Origin of the sequence: Bradyrhizobium hipponense (assembly GCF_008123965.1) — a bacterium.
Classification (GTDB): Bacteria; Pseudomonadota; Alphaproteobacteria; order Rhizobiales; family Xanthobacteraceae; genus Bradyrhizobium; species Bradyrhizobium hipponense.
The window spans coordinates 1-19,014 of sequence record NZ_VSTH01000183.1; the positions used below are offsets into that span (position 1 = coordinate 1).

The window sequence follows — 19,014 nt, forward strand, 5'->3', positions numbered from 1 at the left end:
AAAAGCAACTGTAATGCTAGAACAAGCGCCCGCCGTTCGGCACGGGCTTGCCCGGCTGTATCAGCACGACCTTGCCGTGGGCGTCGGGAAAGCCGAGCGTCAACACCTCCGAGACGACCGGCCCGATCTGGCGCGGCGGGAAATTGACGACGGCGGCAACTTGTTGCCCCACCAGCGTCTCGAGCGGATGATTTTCCGTGATCTGCGCCGAACTCTTGCGCACGCCGATGGCGGGACCGAAGTCGATCCACAGACGCCAGGCCGGCTTGCGCGCCTCCGGAAACGGCTTGGCGTCGACGATGGTGCCGACGCGGATATCGACCGCGAGGAAGGCGTTGAAGTCGATGACCGGTGACGCAGCCGCGCCGGGATCGTGGGTAACGTGCATGGTATGTCCACTCAAGGGGTTCGAAAGCTTCGTTCGCAATATTGTCGCGCCGTGCGGAGTTTCGTACAACGCCAGGGAACATCACGATACAACGTATGCGCGAGGAACGTCTTGCCCAACATCATCTACGGTATCAAGAACTGCGACACCATGAAGAAGGCGCGGGCCTGGCTCGAGACCCACGGCGTCGCCTACGAGTTTCACGACTACAAGGCCACGGGCGTGGAGAAGGACAAGCTCAAGCAGTGGAGCGACAAACTCGGCTGGGAGACGCTGCTCAATCGCGCCGGCACGACCTTCAAGAAGCTGCCCGACGCGGACAAGGAAGGCTTGACCGAAAAGAAGGCGCTGGCGTTGATGCTAGCGCAACCATCGATGATCAAGCGACCGGTGCTCGAAATCGGCGGCAAGCTGCTGGTCGGCTTCAAGCCGGATATCTATGCGAAGGAAGTCCGCGCCAAGTAGCGCGAAGGCCCAGCCAAGTAGGGTAAAGGTCTAGTTCAGCTCGATGATCTCCGTGGCGGCGCCAGGACCGGACTGCTCCTCAAATTCCACCACATCGGCAGCCGCGATGCGTCCGGGCGTGCGGTGAAAGAGGTCGCGGTCGATCAGCGCACGCACTTTTAGGCGCGGCAGCGCGTCATTTCCGCGCATGAGATTTTTGATCTCGAAGCCGCCGTCCTCGCAGAATGTCTTGAGCGATGCGATGATGTGGCAAACTTTGCCGTCGGTCTGAAACGGCAACAGCAACCGTTCATACGCGACGATACGCCCGTAGATGTCGTCGACGTCGGCAACGCTATAGACCGGAAGCCCACGCGCCACGCATTCATAGTAGATGGGCATTACGAAGGGCACGAGTCGTGGCCCGATATAGTCGTCGAGCAGCACGCCCTTGCCGGTGTGTCCATAGGCGCGCGAGATGCGCGTGCCTTCGCTCTGGATGGTCAGGCGCGGCGTCGCCGTCGAATGGTCCACCGTATAGTAGATGAGGTCCGACAGTTCTTCCTCGAGCCGCGCAGGCTGGTACTCCCAAATCGCCGGCGCGGTCTGTTGGCGCGCATAAAGTCGCAGCCACGTGTTCAGGAGATCACGCTGCCTGATCGACTTGACGACGGAGGGAGCGGCGCTTGCGAAATCCAAAACAATATTCCCGGCAATAAAAACCCGGACATGATCGCAGTTGCGGGAAAATTTTCCATGAAGGCTGGCGCGCGGAACGAAAGACCGTTAACGACGGCTTGATGACCGGTGCTTTGCGAACCGGGAGGCCGGGCAGGCGCGATATCGAAACACCTCCGACTAAGGGAGCATTTGGATCCCGACCGGAGGCCTGATCTGCTCAGCTTTCCGCCTTGCCTAACCCCCGTCACCTCCGGCATATTCCGCGCCCGGAGGCGGTGTTCCGGGACGGCTCCAAGGCCTCCGGAACGTCGAGGCAACAAGGACAGCCACGTGCGGCCAGTGCGTCGTGCGGGCAGGGGGAAATCTGTTTGGCCGATGAGTTCATTCTCGAAACGGAAGGTTTGACCAAGGAGTTCGCGGGCTTCTTTGCCGTCCGTGACGTCACGCTCAAGGTTCGCCGTGGGAGTATTCACGCGCTGATCGGCCCGAATGGGGCCGGCAAGACGACGTGCTTCAATCTTTTGACCAAGTTCTTGAAACCGTCCGCCGGGAAAATCCTGTACAAGGGACAAGACATCACGGCGATGGCGCCGGCCGACGTGGCCCGCATGGGACTTGTGCGCTCGTTCCAGATCTCGGCGGTGTTTCCGCATATGACTGCGCTGGAAAACGTCCGCGTCGCGCTACAGCGCCAGCAGGGCAGCTCCTTTGATTTCTGGCGCTCCAAGTCCGTGCTCAACCGCTTCAACGAGCGCGCGCGTGAATTGTTGAACGATGTCGGCCTCAGCGAGTTTGCCAATACGCCGGCGGTCGAGATGCCCTATGGACGCAAGCGCGCACTTGAGATCGCAACCACGCTCGCGCTCGACCCCGAGATGATGCTGCTGGACGAGCCGATGGCGGGCATGGGCCACGAGGATATCGACAAGATCGCGGCGCTGATCAAGCGCATCTCGGCGAAGTACACCATTCTGATGGTCGAGCATAACTTAAGCGTCGTGGCCAATCTCTCCGACATCATCACCGTGCTGACGCGCGGGCAGGTGCTCGCCCAGGGCCATTACTCCGAACTCACCAAGGACGAGCGCGTCAAGGAAGCCTATCTGGGAGCCGGTCATGGCTGAGACTGCGACTGCGGAAGCTCCGCCAAAGCCTGCCGCCGGCGGCAACATCCTTCAGGTGCGCAACCTGGAAGCCTGGTATGGCGAGTCCCACATCCTGCACGGGATCAATTTCGACGTGAACGCGGGCGAGGTCGTCACCCTGCTCGGGCGTAACGGCGCCGGCAAGACGACCACGCTGAAGTCGATCATGGGCATCATCGGCAAGCGCACGGGCTCGGTGAAGTTCAACAACGAGGACATCATCCGCGCCACCTCGGACAAGATCGCGCGAATGGGTATCGCGTTCTGCCCGGAAGAGCGCGGAATTTTCTCCAGTCTCGACGTGCGGGAGAACCTGTTGCTGCCGCCGGTGGTGCGTGCAGGCGGACTGCCGCTCGAACAGATATTCGATCTGTTTCCGAACCTGAAGGAACGGCTCAACAGCCAGGGAACCAAGCTGTCCGGCGGTGAGCAGCAGATGCTCGCGATCGCGCGTATCCTGCGTACCGGGGCGAGCTTCCTGATGCTGGACGAGCCGACCGAGGGCCTCGCGCCCGTCATCATCCAGCAGATCGGCCACACCATTGCGCGGCTCAAGAAGGAAGGCTTCACGATCCTTCTGGTCGAGCAGAATTTCCGGTTCGCGTCCACCGTGGCCGACCGCTACTACGTGGTCGAGCACGGCAAGATCATCGATGGGTTTGCCAACGCTGATCTCGCCGCCAACATGGACAAGCTCCACACCTATCTCGGCGTCTAGAACTGCCAAAGAAGTTAGAACCAACGAGTATATTTAGAGAGGGAAGCTGCATGAACACCCGGTCAATCGCTTCATTTCTGCTCGGCACCGCGCTGGCCCTTGCCTCGACAAGCGGCGCGATGGCGCAGGACAAGACCATCAAGGTCGGCGTGCTCACCGACAACTCGGGGCTCTACGCCGACCTTGGAGGTCCCGGCTCGACGCTGGCCGCGCAGATGGCGATCGAGGATTCCGGGCTTGCAGCCAAGGGATGGAAGGTCGACCTCATCTCCGCCGACCATCAGAACAAGCCCGACATCGGCACCGCGATCGCGCGGCAGTGGATCGATGTCGAGAAGATCGACGTCTTCATGGACGTGCTGAACTCCGGCGTCGCGCTGGCGGTGAACAATGTCGTCAGGGAAAAGAATGCGATTCTGATCGACACGGGCGCGGCGACGTCCGATCTGACCAACGCGCAATGTTCGCCAAACACGATCCACTGGGTCTACGACACCTACATGCTGGCCAACAGCACAGGACAGGCGCTGGTGAAGGCCGGCGGCGACACCTGGTACTTTCTGACCGCCGACTACGCCTTTGGTCACGCGCTCGAGCGCGACACCGCTGCGGTGGTGGTCAAATCAGGCGGCAAGGTGATCGGGAGCGTCAAGCATCCGCTCAATACCGCGGACTTCTCCTCGTTCCTTCTGCAGGCGCAGGCGTCGAAAGCCAAGATCATCGGTATGGCGAACGCCGGTGGCGACACCACCAACACGATCAAGCAGGCGGCGGAATTCGGCATCGTCGCAGGCGGCCAGAAGCTCGCGGGGCTTCTGCTGTTCATTACCGACGTCCATGCGCTCGGATTGAAAGTGGCGCAGGGGCTGAACTTCACCGAAACCTTTTATTGGGATTTGAACGACGGCACCCGGGCCTTCTCCAAGCGTTTCTCCGAGCGCATGAAGAACAAGGCGATGCCATCGATGGTGCAGGCCGGCGTCTATTCGGGCCTGATCCATTATTTCAAGACGCTGGAAGCGTTGGGTGGTAATCCGCACGATGGTGCCAAGGTGGTCGCCAAGATGAAGGAAATGCCGACGGACGATCCACTGTTCGGCCAAGGCACTATCCGCGCGGACGGTCGCAAACTCCATCCCGCCTATCTGTTCGAGGTCAAGAAGCCCGAGGAATCCAAGGGACCGTGGGACTACTACAAGCTGATCGGCACGACGCCGGCAGACCAGGCTTTCAGGCCGCTCTCGGACAGCGCCTGTCCGCTGGTGAAGAAGTAATGCCGACAGCGCCCGCTGGCGGGCGCTGTCAATAACAAAACGGGACCGGGTGCGGGATCGATGCAGGCTCTTTACGCTCAGCTACTGGTGGGATTGATCAACGGCTCGTTCTACGCGCTGCTCAGTCTCGGGCTTGCCGTGATCTTCGGCATGCTCAACATCATCAATTTCGCTCACGGCGCGCTCTACATGATGGGCGCGTTCGTCGCCTATTTCCTGCTCAACAATGATTATCTCAGCATTGGCTATTGGCCGGCATTGATCGTCGCGCCGATTGTCGTCGGCATTTTCGGCATGATCCTGGAGCGGACCATGCTGCAATGGCTGACCGGGCTCGATCATCTCTACGGCTTGCTGCTGACCTTCGGCATTGCGCTGATCGTGCAGGGCGTGTTCCAGAACTATTTCGGATCATCCGGCCTGCCTTACGCCATTCCAGACCAGCTCAAGGGCGGCATGAATCTCGGCTTCATGTTCCTGCCCGTCTATCGCGGCTGGGTCGTGGTCTTCTCGCTGATTGTGTGCATTGCGACGTGGTTCCTGATCGAGAAGACGCGGCTCGGCGCATACTTGCGCGCCGCGACCGAAAATCCGACGCTGGTGCGCGCCTTCGGCATCAATGTACCGCGCATGATCACGCTGACCTACGGTCTCGGCGTCGGCCTTGCCGCGCTCGCCGGCGTGCTCTCGGCGCCGATCAACCAGGTGCGGCCGCTGATGGGCGCCGACCTCATCATCGTCGTGTTCGCGGTGGTCGTGATCGGCGGCATGGGCTCGATCATGGGGTCGATCATCACCGGCTTTGCGCTTGGCGTGATCGAGGGCCTGACCAAGTATTTTTATCCCGAGGCCTCCAACACCGTCGTGTTCGTGCTGATGGTGCTGGTGCTCCTGGTGAAGCCAACGGGATTGACGGGAAGGGCGGCCTGATATGACGGTCTTGACGGACGATACGCTGCCGGCAACCCCGCGCGCGGTACGCGACGAGATGATCGTATTCGCAGTGATGGCGCTGCTGCTGGCCGCGGTGCCCTTCAGCGGCCTCTATCCGTTCTTCGTGATGCAGGCGCTTTGTTTCGCGCTGCTCGCCTGCGCCTTCAATCTTCTGATCGGCTATGGCGGCCTGCTGTCGTTCGGTCACGCGATGTTCTTAGGGACCGCCGGCTATTGCAGCGCGCATGCGCTGAAGGTGTGGGCGCTGCCGCCGGAGCTCGGCATCCTCGTCGGCATCGCCGGCGCCTTCGTCCTCTCCATCGTGACCGGCTACATCTCGATTCGGCGCCAGGGCATCTATTTCTCGATGATCACCCTGGCGCTGTCGCAGCTGCTGTACTTTATCTACCTCCAGGCGCCGTTCACCCATGGTGAAGACGGCATCCAGGGCATTCCACAGGGACACATGTTCGGCGTCTTCGACCTCTCGAAGCCCACCGTCCTCTATTATGTCGTGCTGGTCGGCTTCCTCGCCGGCTTCCTGCTGATCTACCGCATCATCAACTCGCCATTCGGTGAGGTCCTGAAGTCGATCCGCGAGAACGAGCAGCGCGCGATCTCGCTGGGTTACCGGACCGACCAGTACAAGTTCCTGGCCTTCGTCCTGTCGGGCACGCTGGCCGGCTTTGCCGGTGCGCTGAAAGTGTTCGTGGCGCAGAACGCCTCGCTCACCGACGTGCACTGGTCGATGTCGGGCGAAGTGGTGCTGATGACGCTGGTCGGCGGTCTCGGCACCATCTTCGGACCCGTGGTCGGCGCCTTCGCGATCATCGCCATGCAGCAATATCTGGCGGGCTTCGGCCAGTGGGTGACGGTGATCCAGGGCTCGATCTTCGTGATCTGCGTGCTCACCTTCCGCCGCGGCGTCGTCGGTGAGATCGCGCATTACTTCCGGCGTTCGCTCTAAGCCGTTGATATGGTGCTAGGTTTATTGGCGCGTGAAAGCGGTGGATGATCCGGCGCCGCGGGCGTGAGATGGCACGCGCGCGGAACGAAAATGGTTTATGACAGTTTCGTGACGGCCCGGTCGGGCCGGGCCATTTCCAACCGGTAGACTATCCCCATGATGCGTTGGTTTCGCGCTTTTCTGCCCAAGGAAGAACGGTTTTTCGACCTCTTCGACCGCCATGCCAAGACCGTGATTCAGGGCTCCATCGCGCTCCAGGGGATGCTGAACGGGGGCGAGGAGACGCCGGTCTATTGCCAGCGCGTCAATCAGTTCGAGAACGATGCGGACAACATCACCCGCGAGGTGCTGACGGCGGTGCGCCGCACCTTCATCACCCCGTTCGACCGCGGCGACATCAAGAACCTGATCACCTCGATGGACGACGCCATCGACCAGATGCAGCAGACGGCGAAAGCTGTGATGCTGTTCGAGGTCCGCACCTTCGAGCCGCCGATGCGGGAGATCGGAGGTCTCTTGATCGAATGTGCCAACCTGGTCGGACGCGCGCTGCCGCTGATGCAGGCGATCGGTCAGAACGTCGCCATGCTGACGGCGATCACGGAAGAGCTGGGCAAGCTCGAAGGCCGCGTCGACGATCTCCACGACATCGGCCTGAAGGAGTTGTTCCTGAAGCACCGCGACGGCAGTGCAATGAATTTCATCGTCGGTGCCGAGATCTACGACCACCTCGAAAAGGTGGCCGATCGCTTCGACGACGTCGCGAACGAGATCAACAGCATCGTCATCGAGCAAGTCTAGAGCATGATCCGGAAAACTGTGCAGCGGTTTTCCTTCGCGACAAGCGCAGCAGGCGTTTGCGCGGAGATCATGCGCAAACTTTAGGGTAGGGGCCGCGCCGTGGATGTTGCGTTGGGTCTACCCGTCCTGGTCGGACTGATCGCCGTCGCGCTGCTGTTCGACTTCCTGAACGGCCTGCACGATGCCGCCAACTCGATCGCGACCATCGTCTCGACCCGCGTGCTGCGGCCGCAATTCGCGGTGTTCTGGGCCGCATTCTTCAATTTCGTCGCCTTCATGGTATTCGGGCTGCACGTCGCCCAGACCATCGGCACCGGCATCATCGATCCCGCAATCGTCGATGCGCAGGTGATCTTCGCAGCTCTCGTCGGCGCCATCGTCTGGAATGTGGTCACCTGGGCGCTCGGCATCCCGTCATCGTCGTCCCATGCCCTGATCGGCGGGCTCGTCGGCGGCGGCATGGCCAAGGCCGGGATTTCGGCGGCGGTGTGGAGTGGATTAAGCAAGACCGTGCTGGCCATCGTGCTGTCGCCGCTGGTCGGCTTCCTGCTTGCAATGTTTCTGGTTGCGATTGTGTCCTGGGCTTCGGTGCGCTCGACGCCGTTTGCGGTCGACCGCGCCTTCCGCATCCTGCAATTCGCCTCCGCCTCGCTCTATTCGCTCGGTCACGGCGGTAACGATGCCCAAAAGACCATGGGCATCATCGCCGTGCTGCTCTATTCGCAGGGCCATCTCGGCAGCGAGTTCTTCGTGCCGTTCTGGGTGGTGCTGTCCTGCCAGGCGGCGATGGCCTTGGGCACGCTGATGGGCGGCTGGCGCATCGTCCGCACCATGGGGCTGCGCATCACGAAACTGACGCCGATGCAGGGGTTTTGCGCCGAGACCGGCGGCGCGGCGACCCTGTTCATGGCGACCTATCTTGGGGTTCCCGTCTCGACCACCCATACCATCACCGGCGCCATCGTCGGCGTCGGCGCCGCCCGCCGCGTCTCGGCGGTGCGCTGGAATGTCGCAAGCTCGATCGTCTATGCCTGGGTCATCACGATCCCGGCCTCGGCGATCGTCGCGGCGCTGACCTGGTGGGCGGTCAAGATTTTCGTCAAGTAACCAGCTTCAGCCCGACAATGCCGGCGACGATCAGTCCGATGCTAGCGAGGCGAAATGCGGTCGCCGGCTCGGCGAATAGGATGATGCCGAGCGTCGCGGTACCGACCGCGCCGATCCCGGTCCAGACCGCATAGGCGGTTCCGACGGGGAGTGATTTGAGAGCGAGTCCGAGCAGGATGATGCTCCCGGCCATGGCCGCGAGTGTGACGACTGACGGAATAAGCCTGGTAAAACCCTCGGTGTATTTCAGGCCGATCGCCCAGGTGATCTCGAGGAGACCGGCGACGAACAGGATGCTCCAGGCCATGACGACCCTCCGCTCAAGCAGGGTCGTCCCCGCGTGTGATGCACTGATGGTCGAGAAGGACGTCCTTCCCAAGGCCGATATGGGACTGGCCGGAGGGCTCGGCAATCACCATATGAGGCTTGATCAGGCCCATTTTCCCTGCCAAACGCTCCCGACATGTCCGACATCGCCATATCAGCCGAATCGCCGGCCCGTTCCCCGCTTGCCGCCGAAGTGTCGCGGCGGCGAACCTTTGCGATCATCTCGCATCCGGACGCCGGCAAGACCACGTTGACCGAAAAGCTTCTGCTGTTCGGCGGCGCGATCAATCTCGCCGGCCAGGTCAAGGCCAAGGGCGAGCGGCGCAACACGCGCTCGGACTGGATGAAGATCGAGCGCGAACGCGGCATCTCGGTCGTGACCTCCGTGATGACCTTCGAGTTCGAGGGCTTGGTATTCAACCTGCTGGACACGCCGGGCCACGAGGACTTTTCGGAAGATACCTACCGCACGCTCACCGCGGTCGACTCCGCCGTGATGGTGATCGACGCCGCCAAGGGCATCGAGGCGCGTACGCGAAAACTGTTCGAGGTCTGCCGCCTGCGCGACATCCCGATCATCACCTTCATCAACAAGATGGACCGCGACAGCCGTGACGTCTTCGAGCTGCTGGATGAGATCGAGAAGACGCTGGCGCTCGACACCACGCCGATGACGTGGCCGGTCGGCCGCGGCCGCGACTTCCTCGGCACCTATGACGTGGCCAATGGCGGCGTCCGTCTGCTCGAAGGCGGCGGCGCCAAGACCGGCGCGGCGCAGCAGATCGAGATTGCCGAACTCGGCAAGCTCAATGCGAACCTCGATGTCTCCGCGGTGAAGGATGAGCTCGAGCTCGTCACCGAGGCCTCCAAACCGTTCGAGCTCGCCGCGTTTCGCGAGGGCCATCTGACGCCGGTCTATTTCGGCAGCGCGCTGCGCAATTTCGGCGTCGGCGACCTCCTGGAAGGTCTCGGCAAGTTCGCACCTGAGCCGCGCGCGCAGGAGAGCGACCAGCGCAAGGTCGAAGCGACCGATCCGCGCATGAGCGCCTTCGTGTTCAAGATCCAGGCCAACATGGACCCGAACCACCGCGACCGCATTGCCTTTGCGCGGCTGTGCTCGGGCAAGCTGAGCCGCGGCATGAAGGCCAAGCTGGTGCGCACCGGCAAGAGCATGCCGCTGTCGAGTCCCCAATTCTTCTTCGCGCAGGACCGTTCGGTGGCGGACGAAGCCTTTGCCGGCGATGTTGTCGGCATTCCCAATCACGGCACGCTGCGCATCGGCGATACCCTGACCGAAGGCGAGGATTTCAACTTCGTCGGCGTGCCGAGCTTTGCGCCGGAAATCGTCCGCCGCGTGCGTCTCACCGATGCGATGAAGGCGAAGAAGCTCAAGGAAGCGCTTCAGCAGATGTCGGAAGAGGGCGTGGTGCAGGTGTTCCGCCCGCGCGACGGCGCGCCGGCGTTGGTCGGGGTGGTCGGCGCGCTGCAGCTCGACGTGCTGAAGGCGCGGCTCGAGGCGGAATATGCGCTGCCGGTCGAATTCGAGGTGAGCGAGTTCCAGCTGGCGCGCTGGGTCTCCTCGGACGACCGCAAGAAGCTCGACACCTTCATCGCCGCCAACACATCGAGCATCGCCGACGACGTCGACGGCGACCCCGTCTATCTGGCCAGGAACGAATTTTATCTCGGCTATACCCGGGAGCGTGCCGAAGGCATCGCGTTCACCAACGTCAAGGACGTCAAGAAGAAGAGCTAATGTTTCCCAGACGTTGCCCGTGAAGCACGATGGCAACGCATAGCGAGGTCGGCGGTCATGAGGCGGCGAGATTTCATCATGCTCGTTGCAAGCGCGGCGGCCTACCCGCTTGGCACGTCCGCGCAAGGTAATGTGCGACGAATCGGTGTGATGGGAGGAGGCAAGCCCAGTGACCCGGAAAGCCAGGCCAGCTACCAGAAATTGAGACAGCGTCTAAGTGAACTTGGCTGGGAACAGGGACGCAACATCCAGATCGAATATCGTTGGTGGGCCGGCGATCCGGCTCTTGCGGATGCTCAGGCGGCTGAGCTGGCGGGATTGCGTCCGGACGTGCTCCTGGCAATCAGTACTCCGTCCGTGGAAGCCTTGAAGCGACACGCGCAGACTTTGCCGATCGTCTTCACGGTGGTTGCCGATCCCGTGGGCGCCGGTTTCGTTCAAAGTCTGGGCAAGCCGGGTGGAAACATTACGGGCTTCACAACTTTCGAACCTGAAATGGCTGGCAAGTGGCTGCAACTGCTCAAGCAGGCGGCACCAGAGATACGAAGGGTCGCCGCAGTCTTCAATCCGCGAACAGCTCCCATGATCTTGATGCCGTCCGTGGAAGCAGCCATTCCGGCAGTCCAGCTCCAGCTGGTTCCGGCACCGGCGCACAACGCGACCGAGCTCGAACAGGCGATTTCCCGCTTTGCAGAGCAGCCACGCGGCGGCTTGCTGATCTTTCCCGACGCGTTTCCCCTCGTTCACCGGCAATTGATTCTAAACTTAGCGGCCACCCACCGTCTGCCGGCGATGTATCCGTTCCCTTTCTTCGTCACGGAAGGCGGGCTGATGTCGTACGGAATCTCGATTTCGCACCTTGTCGGCCGCTCGGCGGACTATGTTGACCGCGTCTTGCGAGGAGCGCGTCCGGCAGATTTGCCAGTCCAGCAGCCGAACGAATTCCAATTTCTGCTCAATCTCAAGACAGCCAACGCGTTGGGACTGAGTGTACCGCCCACCCTGGTGGCACAGGCGGATCAAGTCGTCGAGTGAAGCCGCTGTCCCGACCGAGCCTGCTCCGCCTCGGAGCGGCAACTTTGCATAGGTTTGTTTTCCAAATTCTGGCGACAAGCCCGTCGTCGCATCGCGGCGAGCCTTGACCCTTTCACAGCCGTCGCCACCTGTTGTGCAAATGCCATCACGGTCTCAGCATCATGTGGCGCTGCATTCTTGTTCTTGTCCTGTTGGCGATATCGACGGCCGCCGCCGACGCGCGGCCCCGGCAGATCAATCCGATGCCATTCTCGCATGAGCCGTGCAGCGTGCTCGACAACCGCCCCTGCACGCCGTCCTATTGCAGCGTGCTCGAGGACGGCCCGTGCATTCCCGAGATCGACTATCCCTACGGCCAGGATCTCCGGCTCACCATCGAGAGCGTGCCGTCCGAGGCCGATCGCGCCAGGTATCAGAAACCGGATCACAATCTCGACACGATCGGCGATCTCTTCGCCGAGCTGCGCAGCTATTGGTCGCCGCCGTCAGACAACGCGCGCGCAGGCATGCAGATGTCGGTGCGCTTCAGTTTCAACAAGGCGGGTGGCCTGATCGGTCCGCCGCGCCTGACCTTTGCAACAGCTGGCATTCCTGCCGTGACGCGAACGACCTATCTCGACGCCATCAACACATCGCTGAAGGCCTGCCTGCCGCTGAAGTTCACCACCGGTCTTGGCGGCGCATTGGCCGGTCGGCCGATCGCGATCCGCTATGTCGATAATAGGGAGTTCAACAAGTAGTCTCCCACAAGTGGAAGTACCCCCTCATCCTGAGGAGCGCGCTCTTCGCGTGCGTCTCGAAGGATGCAGGCCCCGCTGCTGCAGCGCGGCGTCGATGTCGATGGTTCGAGACGGCGCTGACGCGCCTCCTCACCATGAGGAGCTAAAATCCAGCATCGGTTGCGACAAGCCGCCAATCGATGATAGGCCATGTGTGGGCTGGTTAAGGGGAGGATGTCGTGGGTCTGCTGGTCATGATCGTGGGGCTCGCGCTGTTTTTTGCGCCGCATGTGTTCACCACCAAACGCGACGCGCGCACACAGGCGATCGCGAGACTGGGCGAGGGAACCTACAAGATCCTCTACGCGCTGGTGTCGCTCGCGGGTCTCGCGCTCATCATCTGGGGCTTTGCGCATTATCGGGCGACCGGCTGGATTGACGTCTGGTATCCGCCGAAGGCGATGAAGCACATCACGATCGCGCTGATGCTGCCCGCCGTTATCCTGGTCGTTGCTTCCTACCTGCGCGGTCGCATCTATGCGACGTTGAAGCATCCAATGCTCGCCGGGATCAAGCTGTGGGCGGTTGCGCATCTCCTGGCCAATGGTGATCTCGGCTCCATCATCCTGTTCGGCTCGTTCCTGGGGTGGGCGGTGTATGACCGCATCTCGCTGAAATATCGCACCGACGCCGGCGCCCCGCCGATTCCGGTGGGCGGCGTGACCAATGACCTGATCGCGGTCGCGGTCGGCGTCGTGGCCTATCTGGCGCTGGCTTTTGCGTTCCATCCCGTTGTGATCGGTGTTCCCGTCATGGGGAGCTAGGTATAGCCGATCAGCGCAAGACAGCGCCGCATGTCCATGCGCGGAAGATGACAAAAGCAACAAGCTCAGGGCATTCCGATGGACTGGTCGCAATCTCAGATCCCGCCGATGCGACTCGAAGCGCGCTTTGGCGATCGGGTGGTACCGGCGTTCGCTGAGCGGCCGGCCAACATCTGGGCGATGATTGCGGACGCTTGCGCCGGCAACGCCGATGGCGAAGCGCTGATCTGCGGCGACGTCCGGCTCAGCTGGCGGCAGGCGGTGGAGCGCGCGGCGCGGATCGCGGCGGGCCTGCGCAAGCTTGGCCTGCAACGCGGCGACCGCGTCGCAATCCTGCTCGGCAACCGCGTCGAATTTCCACTGATCCTGTTTGCCGCCGCGCATGAGGGCCTCGTCACGGTCCTGCTCAGCACACGCCAGCAGAAGCCGGAGATCGCCTACGTGCTCGCCGACTGCGGCGCCAAAATCCTGATCCACGAAGCGGCGCTTGCCGAGCGGCTGCCCGATGCGCGCGATGTTCCCGAGGTGATCCATCGCATCGCCATCGACAACGCTCCGCAGCTCTCGGGTTTCGCGGTGCTCGCAGACAATGCACCGGCGTCGGCGCCGGTCGATGTCAGCGAGGAAGACATCGCGATGATCCTCTACACCTCGGGCACGACGGGAAAGCCGAAGGGCGCGATGCTTGCCCATTGCAACATCGTCCATTCCTCGATGGTGTTCGCGTCCTGCCTGCATTTGACGGCGGCGGATCGCTCGATCGCGGCGGTGCCGCTCGGCCATGTCACCGGTGTGGTCGCCAACATCACGACCATGATCCGCTGCGGCGGCGCGCTGATCATCATGCCGGAGTTCAAGGCCGCGGACTACCTCAGGCTCGCCGCGCGCGAGCGCGTCACCTACACCGTGATGGTGCCGGCGATGTACAATCTCTGCCTGCTCCAGCCGGATTTCGACAGCTATGATCTGTCGAGCTGGCGCATCGGCGGTTTCGGCGGCGCCCCGATGCCGGTCGCAACCATCGAGAAACTCGAGGCGAAAATTCCCGGTCTCAAGCTGACGAACTGCTACGGCGCGACCGAGACCACGTCGCCATCCACGATCATGCCGGGCGAGCTGACGGCAAGCCATATCGACAGCGTCGGCCTGGCCTGTCCCGGTGCGCGGATCGTGGCGATGGGGACGGACGGGCGCGAGCTGCCGCGCGGCGAGATCGGCGAGCTCTGGATCCAGAGCGCCTCGGTCATCAAGGGCTATTGGAATAATCCGCAGGCCACCGCGGAAAGCTTCACCGGCGGCTTCTGGCATTCCGGCGATCTCGGCTCGGTCGATGCGGGCGGCTTTGTCCGGGTGTTCGACCGCCAGAAGGACATGATCAACCGCGGTGGCCTGAAGATCTATTCGGCCGAAGTCGAATCGGTGCTGGCTGGCCACGCCGCCGTGGTCGAGAGCGCGATCATCGCCAAACCATGCCCGGTGCTGGGCGAGCGCGTTCATGCCGTGGTTGTGACGCGCGCCGCGGTCGCGGGTGACGAGCTTCGGGCCTGGTGCGCGGAACGGCTGTCCGACTATAAGGTCCCCGAAACGATCACCGTCACCACCGAGCCTCTGCCGCGCAACGCCAATGGCAAGGTGGTGAAACGGCAGCTGCGGGAGCTTCTGGCCGAAACTTGAGCCGGGCAGGCAGGCCTCCGGAGTATCCCGGACCGTGAGTTAACGCCTTGATCGGGCTTGCTTTGCCTTGCCACCGCCATATCGATAGGGTATCGCCGCCGCGACGTGGGGACGGGTTTTTGACGCGAACGATCTGGCGCGCGCTCCCGGCCGGGCATGGGATTGGCTTAAGTGGCTGAATTATTTGACGAAGTCGACGAGGAAGTACGTCGCGACCAGCTCAAGAAGCTGTGGGACAAGTATTCGATCTACTTCATCGCCCTGATGGTGCTGATCGTCGCCGCCGTAGGTGGCTGGCGCGGTTACCAGTACCTGGAGACCAAGAAGGCTGCCGAGGCCGGCGCCGCCTTCGAGAAGGCTGTCGAGCTGTCCGAACAGGACAAGCACGCCGAGGCCGAGGCGGCTTTCACCGATCTCGCCGCCAAGGCCCCGTGGGGCTACCGCACGCTGGCGCGGCTGCGCGCTGCGGCCGAGGCGTCAGCCCGCGATCCCAAGGCGGCCGCGAAACTGTACGACGATGTTGCCGCTGACCGCGGTGTCGGCGCCGAGTGGCAGGATCTGGCCAAGGTCCGCGCGGCGGGCTTGCTGCTCGACAGCGCGAGCTATGCCGACATGCAGCAGCGGCTGGAGGCCTCCGCCGCGCCCAAGTCGACATTCCGCCACAGCGCCCGCGAGATGCTGGCGCTGTCGGCTTGGCGCAACAACGACATGACCGCGGCCCGCAAATGGCTCGATGCGATCGCGGAGGATGGCGAAACGCCGCCGGGCCTGCGCTCGCGCGCCGAGGCGCTCCAGGCCCTGCTGCCGCCCGTCGCCAAAAGCTGACGGCCCCGAGAGCCGAGACGAGACACCGATATGCGCCGCACACCACGCTTGATCGCAGCCGCCGTCCTGATCGCCTTCACGGGCGTCCTAGGCGGCTGCTCCAGCTTCGATCCAAGCGACATGCTCGACTTCCTCGACACCAAGAAGAAGCTTCCGGGCGATCGCAAGCCGGTGTTCCCCGAGGGTGTGCCGGGCCTCGAGCAGGGCGTGCCGCGAGAGATGTACAAGGGAGCGCAGCAACAGCCGGATCCGAACTCCGCCGCCGTTGCGGCTGCGCCCGTGGCGCCGCCCGAGCCGGCCCCATCGTCCAAAGCCACCAAGGGGAAGAAGTCGAAGCAGTCGGCCACCGCCGCGCCCGCTGAGGCGCCGGCCGGCGAAGTCGACGGCGAGGCCCAGCCCGAGGCAGCGCCGCCCACGGCCGCTCCCCAGCCCAGGCAGAAGATCGTCCGCAAGCGCACCACCGCGCCGCCGCCGGATCAGCCGACGCAGCAGGCGCAACCGACCCAAACCACACAGCAGCAATCGCAAGGCGGCTTCCCGGCACCGCTGCCGAGCGGCAGTTTCTCGCGCTGATATTTTTCACTGCATTGACAGACGCGGCTCCGGCAGCGCACGAATGACCGATGCCCTTCACAATTGCCATCATCGGCCGGCCCAATGTCGGCAAGTCGACGCTGTTCAACCGCCTGGTCGGACAGAAGCTCGCGCTCGTCGATGATTTGCCGGGCGTCACCCGCGATCGCCGCGAAGGCGGGGCCAGGCTCGGCGACCTCGAATTCACCATCATCGACACCGCAGGCCTCGACGAGGGGGCCAAGGGTTCGCTGACTGCGCGCATGCAGGAGCAGACCGAGACCGCGATCGCGCAGGCCGACGCCCTGTTCTTCGTGGTCGACGCGCGCGCCGGCCTGACGCCGAACGATCGCGCCTTTGCCGATTTCGCCCGCCGCGCCAACAAGCCGGTGCTGCTGGTCGCCAACAAGAGCGAGGGCAAGCATGGCGATGCCGGCGCGATGGAGGCCTTTGCGCTCGGCCTCGGCGATCCCATCCAGATCTCGGCCGAGCACGGCGAGGGTATGGGCGAGCTCTACGACGCCCTGGCCCGGCTGATGCCGGAGCCCGTCGACGAGGATGAGGCCGAGGACGACGAGCCGCTGACGGAGGAAGAGGCCGCGACGCGCCCGATCCGGGTTGCCATCGTCGGCCGGCCCAATGCCGGCAAGTCGACGCTGATCAATCATCTGCTCGGCGAGGAGCGCCTGCTGACGAGCCCGGAAGCCGGCACCACGCGCGATTCCATCGCGGTCGAGATCACCTGGAAGGGCCGTGAATTTCGCGTGTTCGATACCGCAGGTCTGCGCCGGCGCTCGCGCATCGAGGAGAAGCTGGAAAAGCTCTCGGTGGCCGACGCATTGCGTGCGGTGCGCTTTGCCGAAGTCGTCGTGATGACGATGGATGCGCAAAACCGCTTCGAGGAGCAGGATTTGCGCATCGCCGACCTGATCGAGCGCGAGGGCCGCGCGATCGTGCTCGCCGCCAACAAATGGGACCTGATGGAAAGCAAGGGTGGCGGCGCCATCTCCGGCTTGCGCCGGGATGCCGACCATTTGCTGCCGCAGGTCAAGGGCGTGCCGATCGTCGCCGTCTCGGGCCTGATGGGCGAGGGCATTGATCGCCTGATGCAGGCGATCCAGGACGCCTACGCGCTCTGGAACAGGCGCATCTCGACCGCGGCCTTGAACCGCTGGTTCGAGGAGGCGGTCCAGGCCAATCCGCCGCCCGCCGTATCCGGCCGACGGCTGAAGCTGAACTACATCACGCAGACCAAGGCGCGCCCGCCGAGCTTCGTGCTGTTCTGCTCCCGCGCAGATGCCGTACCGCAGTCGTATCTGCGCTATCTCACCAATTCGCTGCGTGAAGCCTTCGATCTGCCGGGCACGCCGGTGCGCATCACCTTGCGCGAGAAGGCCAATCCCTTTGCGCACAAGCGCAAGCGGCCGTCGTGAGCGAACAGGCTGGCGAGGCGATAGCGCGAGGCGCTGCGCCGATCCGGCGCGGAGCGGTCGCCTTCATCTTCGTCACCATCCTGCTCGACATGCTCGCGCTCGGCGTGATCATGCCGATCCTGCCAAAGCTGATCGAGAGCTTCGTCGACAACGACACCGCGCATGCGGCCCGCATTTTCGGCCTGTTCGGCACCGCCTGGGCGCTGATGCAGTTCGTGTTCTCGCCGCTCTTGGGTGCGCTGTCGGATCGCTTCGGACGGCGTCCGGTGGTGTTGCTGTCGAACTTCGGGCTCGCCGCCGATTACGTGCTGATGGCGCTCGCGCCGTCGCTGGTCTGGCTGTTCGTCGGCCGTGTCATCTCCGGCATCACCTCGGCCAGCATCTCGACCGCCTTTGCCTATATCGCCGACATCACGCCGCCGGAGCGGCGCGCGGCGGTGTTCGGCCGGATTGGGGCTGCCTTCGGTGCCGGTTTTATTCTCGGCCCGGCGCTGGGCGGCCTGCTCGGCGATATCGATCCGCGGCTGCCGTTCTGGGCATCTGCGGCCTTAAGCTTCGCCAATGCGCTCTACGGGCTGTTGATCCTGCCGGAATCGCTGGCGCCGGAGAAGCGCGCGGCGTTTCGCTGGAGGAGCGCCAATCCGATCGGGGCGTTGAACCTGCTGCGCTCCAACACGGTGCTAGCCGCGTTGTCGGTCGTCAATTTCATCGCCCAGGTCGCGCATGTCGTGCTGCCGTCGACCTTCGTGCTCTACGCGACCTACCGCTATGGCTGGGATTCCAAGACGGTGGGACTGACGCTGGCGATGGTCGGCATCTGCGCCATGGTGGTGCAGGGGCTTGCGATCGGTCCGATCGTGCGCGTGCTTGGTGAGCGGAATGCGCTGCTGCTCGGCCTGTGCTGTGGTGCGACCGGTTTCATGATCTTCGGCAGCGCGCCGACCGGACCGCTGTTCTGGCTCGGCATTCCCGTGATGTCGCTGTGGGGCATCTCCGGTGCCGCCATGCAATCGCTGATGACGCGGCTGGTTGCGCCCGACCAGCAGGGTCAGTTGCAGGGCGCGACCGCGAGCGTGCAGAGCGTGTCGCAGCTCGTCGGCCCGTTCCTGTTCACGCTCACGTTCGCGTATTTCATCGGCAATGGCGCGCCGCTACATCTGCCCGGCGCGCCGTTCTTGCTTGCGGGGGTGCTGATGGTGGTATGCGTGGCGATCGCGATCCGGACGCTGGGCGCGACAAGATCAGAACGGTAGGGTGGGTTAGTCTTACTGCGTCATGGGTTTCGTTCGCGTGGGTGGCGAGGCAATGGCGCCGCAGCAAGGACATCGCATCATGGTTTTGATAAGCGCCCGGACCAAGCGGGCGCGCATTGGTCCTCCGTGAAGAATTC

The 19,014-nt window shown here is 63.2% G+C and carries 20 protein-coding genes; 17 read left to right on the top strand and 3 right to left on the bottom strand.

Going from position 1 to position 19,014, the window contains the following annotated elements:
* Window positions 1-16: 16 nt before the first annotated feature.
* Entirely contained in the window at window positions 17-388 is a 372-nt protein-coding gene (locus tag FXV83_RS38190; protein ID WP_148745049.1) for a tRNA-binding protein, read from the bottom strand.
* A gap of 111 nt (window positions 389-499) precedes the next feature.
* Here FXV83_RS38190 and FXV83_RS38195 point away from each other — a divergent pair, with 111 nt between their 5' ends.
* Window positions 500-853: an ArsC family reductase gene (locus FXV83_RS38195; RefSeq protein WP_148745051.1), complete on the top strand. Its 354-nt coding sequence runs from the start codon at window positions 500-502 to the stop codon at window positions 851-853.
* A 30-nt stretch (window positions 854-883) separates the two neighbouring features.
* Here the strand turns inward: FXV83_RS38195 and FXV83_RS38200 are convergent, their stop codons facing one another.
* Window positions 884-1,531 (bottom strand): hypothetical protein, encoded by a 648-nt coding sequence (locus FXV83_RS38200; protein WP_187436457.1) that lies wholly within the window; start codon window positions 1,529-1,531, stop codon window positions 884-886.
* 350 nt (window positions 1,532-1,881) lie between these two features.
* Between FXV83_RS38200 and FXV83_RS38205 the strand changes: the two genes are divergently transcribed.
* The 7 genes from FXV83_RS38205 (at window position 1,882) to FXV83_RS38235 (ending at window position 8,458) form a co-directional block, all read left to right on the top strand.
* The gene (locus tag FXV83_RS38205) at window positions 1,882-2,637 is read left to right on the top strand and encodes an ABC transporter ATP-binding protein (RefSeq protein ID WP_148745055.1); all 756 of its coding nucleotides are present in this window, start codon (window positions 1,882-1,884) and stop codon (window positions 2,635-2,637) included.
* Entirely contained in the window at window positions 2,630-3,376 is a 747-nt protein-coding gene (locus FXV83_RS38210) for an ABC transporter ATP-binding protein (protein WP_148745057.1), read from the top strand. The genes FXV83_RS38205 and FXV83_RS38210 overlap by 8 nt, the downstream gene beginning before the upstream one ends.
* Window positions 3,377-3,426: 50 nt before the next feature.
* The gene (locus tag FXV83_RS38215) at window positions 3,427-4,650 is read left to right on the top strand and encodes an ABC transporter substrate-binding protein (protein ID WP_148745059.1); all 1,224 of its coding nucleotides are present in this window, start codon (window positions 3,427-3,429) and stop codon (window positions 4,648-4,650) included.
* 60 nt (window positions 4,651-4,710) lie between these two features.
* Window positions 4,711-5,580 (top strand): branched-chain amino acid ABC transporter permease, encoded by an 870-nt coding sequence (locus FXV83_RS38220; RefSeq protein ID WP_148745061.1) that lies wholly within the window; start codon window positions 4,711-4,713, stop codon window positions 5,578-5,580.
* A 1-nt stretch (window position 5,581) separates the two neighbouring features.
* On the top strand, window positions 5,582-6,550 hold the full coding sequence (locus FXV83_RS38225; protein WP_148745064.1) for a branched-chain amino acid ABC transporter permease: 969 nt from the start codon (window positions 5,582-5,584) through the stop codon (window positions 6,548-6,550).
* 156 nt (window positions 6,551-6,706) lie between these two features.
* A complete protein-coding gene (locus FXV83_RS38230) occupies window positions 6,707-7,351 on the top strand; it encodes a DUF47 domain-containing protein (protein WP_148745066.1) in 645 nt (214 codons plus the stop codon).
* Window positions 7,352-7,450: 99 nt separating this feature from the next.
* The gene (locus tag FXV83_RS38235; RefSeq protein ID WP_148745067.1) at window positions 7,451-8,458 is read left to right on the top strand and encodes an inorganic phosphate transporter; all 1,008 of its coding nucleotides are present in this window, start codon (window positions 7,451-7,453) and stop codon (window positions 8,456-8,458) included.
* Here the strand turns inward: FXV83_RS38235 and sugE are convergent.
* Complete coding sequence (gene sugE, locus FXV83_RS38240; protein ID WP_148745069.1) at window positions 8,451-8,765, bottom strand: quaternary ammonium compound efflux SMR transporter SugE; 315 nt, start codon at window positions 8,763-8,765, stop codon at window positions 8,451-8,453. The genes FXV83_RS38235 and sugE overlap by 8 nt on opposite strands.
* 156 nt (window positions 8,766-8,921) lie before the next feature.
* Between sugE and FXV83_RS38245 the strand changes: the two genes are divergently transcribed.
* The 9 genes from FXV83_RS38245 (at window position 8,922) to FXV83_RS38285 (ending at window position 18,877) form a co-directional block, all read left to right on the top strand.
* Window positions 8,922-10,541: a peptide chain release factor 3 gene (locus FXV83_RS38245; RefSeq protein ID WP_148745070.1), complete on the top strand. Its 1,620-nt coding sequence runs from the start codon at window positions 8,922-8,924 to the stop codon at window positions 10,539-10,541.
* 78 nt (window positions 10,542-10,619) lie between these two features.
* Entirely contained in the window at window positions 10,620-11,576 is a 957-nt protein-coding gene (locus FXV83_RS38250; protein WP_187436458.1) for an ABC transporter substrate-binding protein, read from the top strand.
* Window positions 11,577-11,737: 161 nt separating this feature from the next.
* Window positions 11,738-12,316 (top strand): hypothetical protein, encoded by a 579-nt coding sequence (locus FXV83_RS38255; RefSeq protein WP_148745073.1) that lies wholly within the window; start codon window positions 11,738-11,740, stop codon window positions 12,314-12,316.
* Window positions 12,317-12,534: 218 nt separating this feature from the next.
* Window positions 12,535-13,119: an NnrU family protein gene (locus FXV83_RS38260; RefSeq protein ID WP_148745075.1), complete on the top strand. Its 585-nt coding sequence runs from the start codon at window positions 12,535-12,537 to the stop codon at window positions 13,117-13,119.
* Between the two features lie 78 nt (window positions 13,120-13,197).
* Window positions 13,198-14,793, top strand: a complete 1,596-nt coding sequence (locus FXV83_RS38265; RefSeq protein WP_148745077.1) for a class I adenylate-forming enzyme family protein — start codon at window positions 13,198-13,200, stop codon at window positions 14,791-14,793.
* Between the two features lie 171 nt (window positions 14,794-14,964).
* A complete protein-coding gene (locus tag FXV83_RS38270) occupies window positions 14,965-15,618 on the top strand; it encodes a tetratricopeptide repeat protein (RefSeq protein ID WP_148745079.1) in 654 nt (217 codons plus the stop codon).
* Window positions 15,619-15,648: 30 nt separating this feature from the next.
* Complete coding sequence (locus tag FXV83_RS38275) at window positions 15,649-16,191, top strand: hypothetical protein (RefSeq protein WP_148745081.1); 543 nt, start codon at window positions 15,649-15,651, stop codon at window positions 16,189-16,191.
* 50 nt (window positions 16,192-16,241) lie between these two features.
* Window positions 16,242-17,624 (top strand): ribosome biogenesis GTPase Der, encoded by a 1,383-nt coding sequence (gene der, locus FXV83_RS38280; RefSeq protein ID WP_148745083.1) that lies wholly within the window; start codon window positions 16,242-16,244, stop codon window positions 17,622-17,624.
* A complete protein-coding gene (locus tag FXV83_RS38285; RefSeq protein WP_148745085.1) occupies window positions 17,621-18,877 on the top strand; it encodes a TCR/Tet family MFS transporter in 1,257 nt (418 codons plus the stop codon). The genes der and FXV83_RS38285 overlap by 4 nt, the downstream gene beginning before the upstream one ends.
* Window positions 18,878-19,014 lie beyond the last annotated feature (137 nt).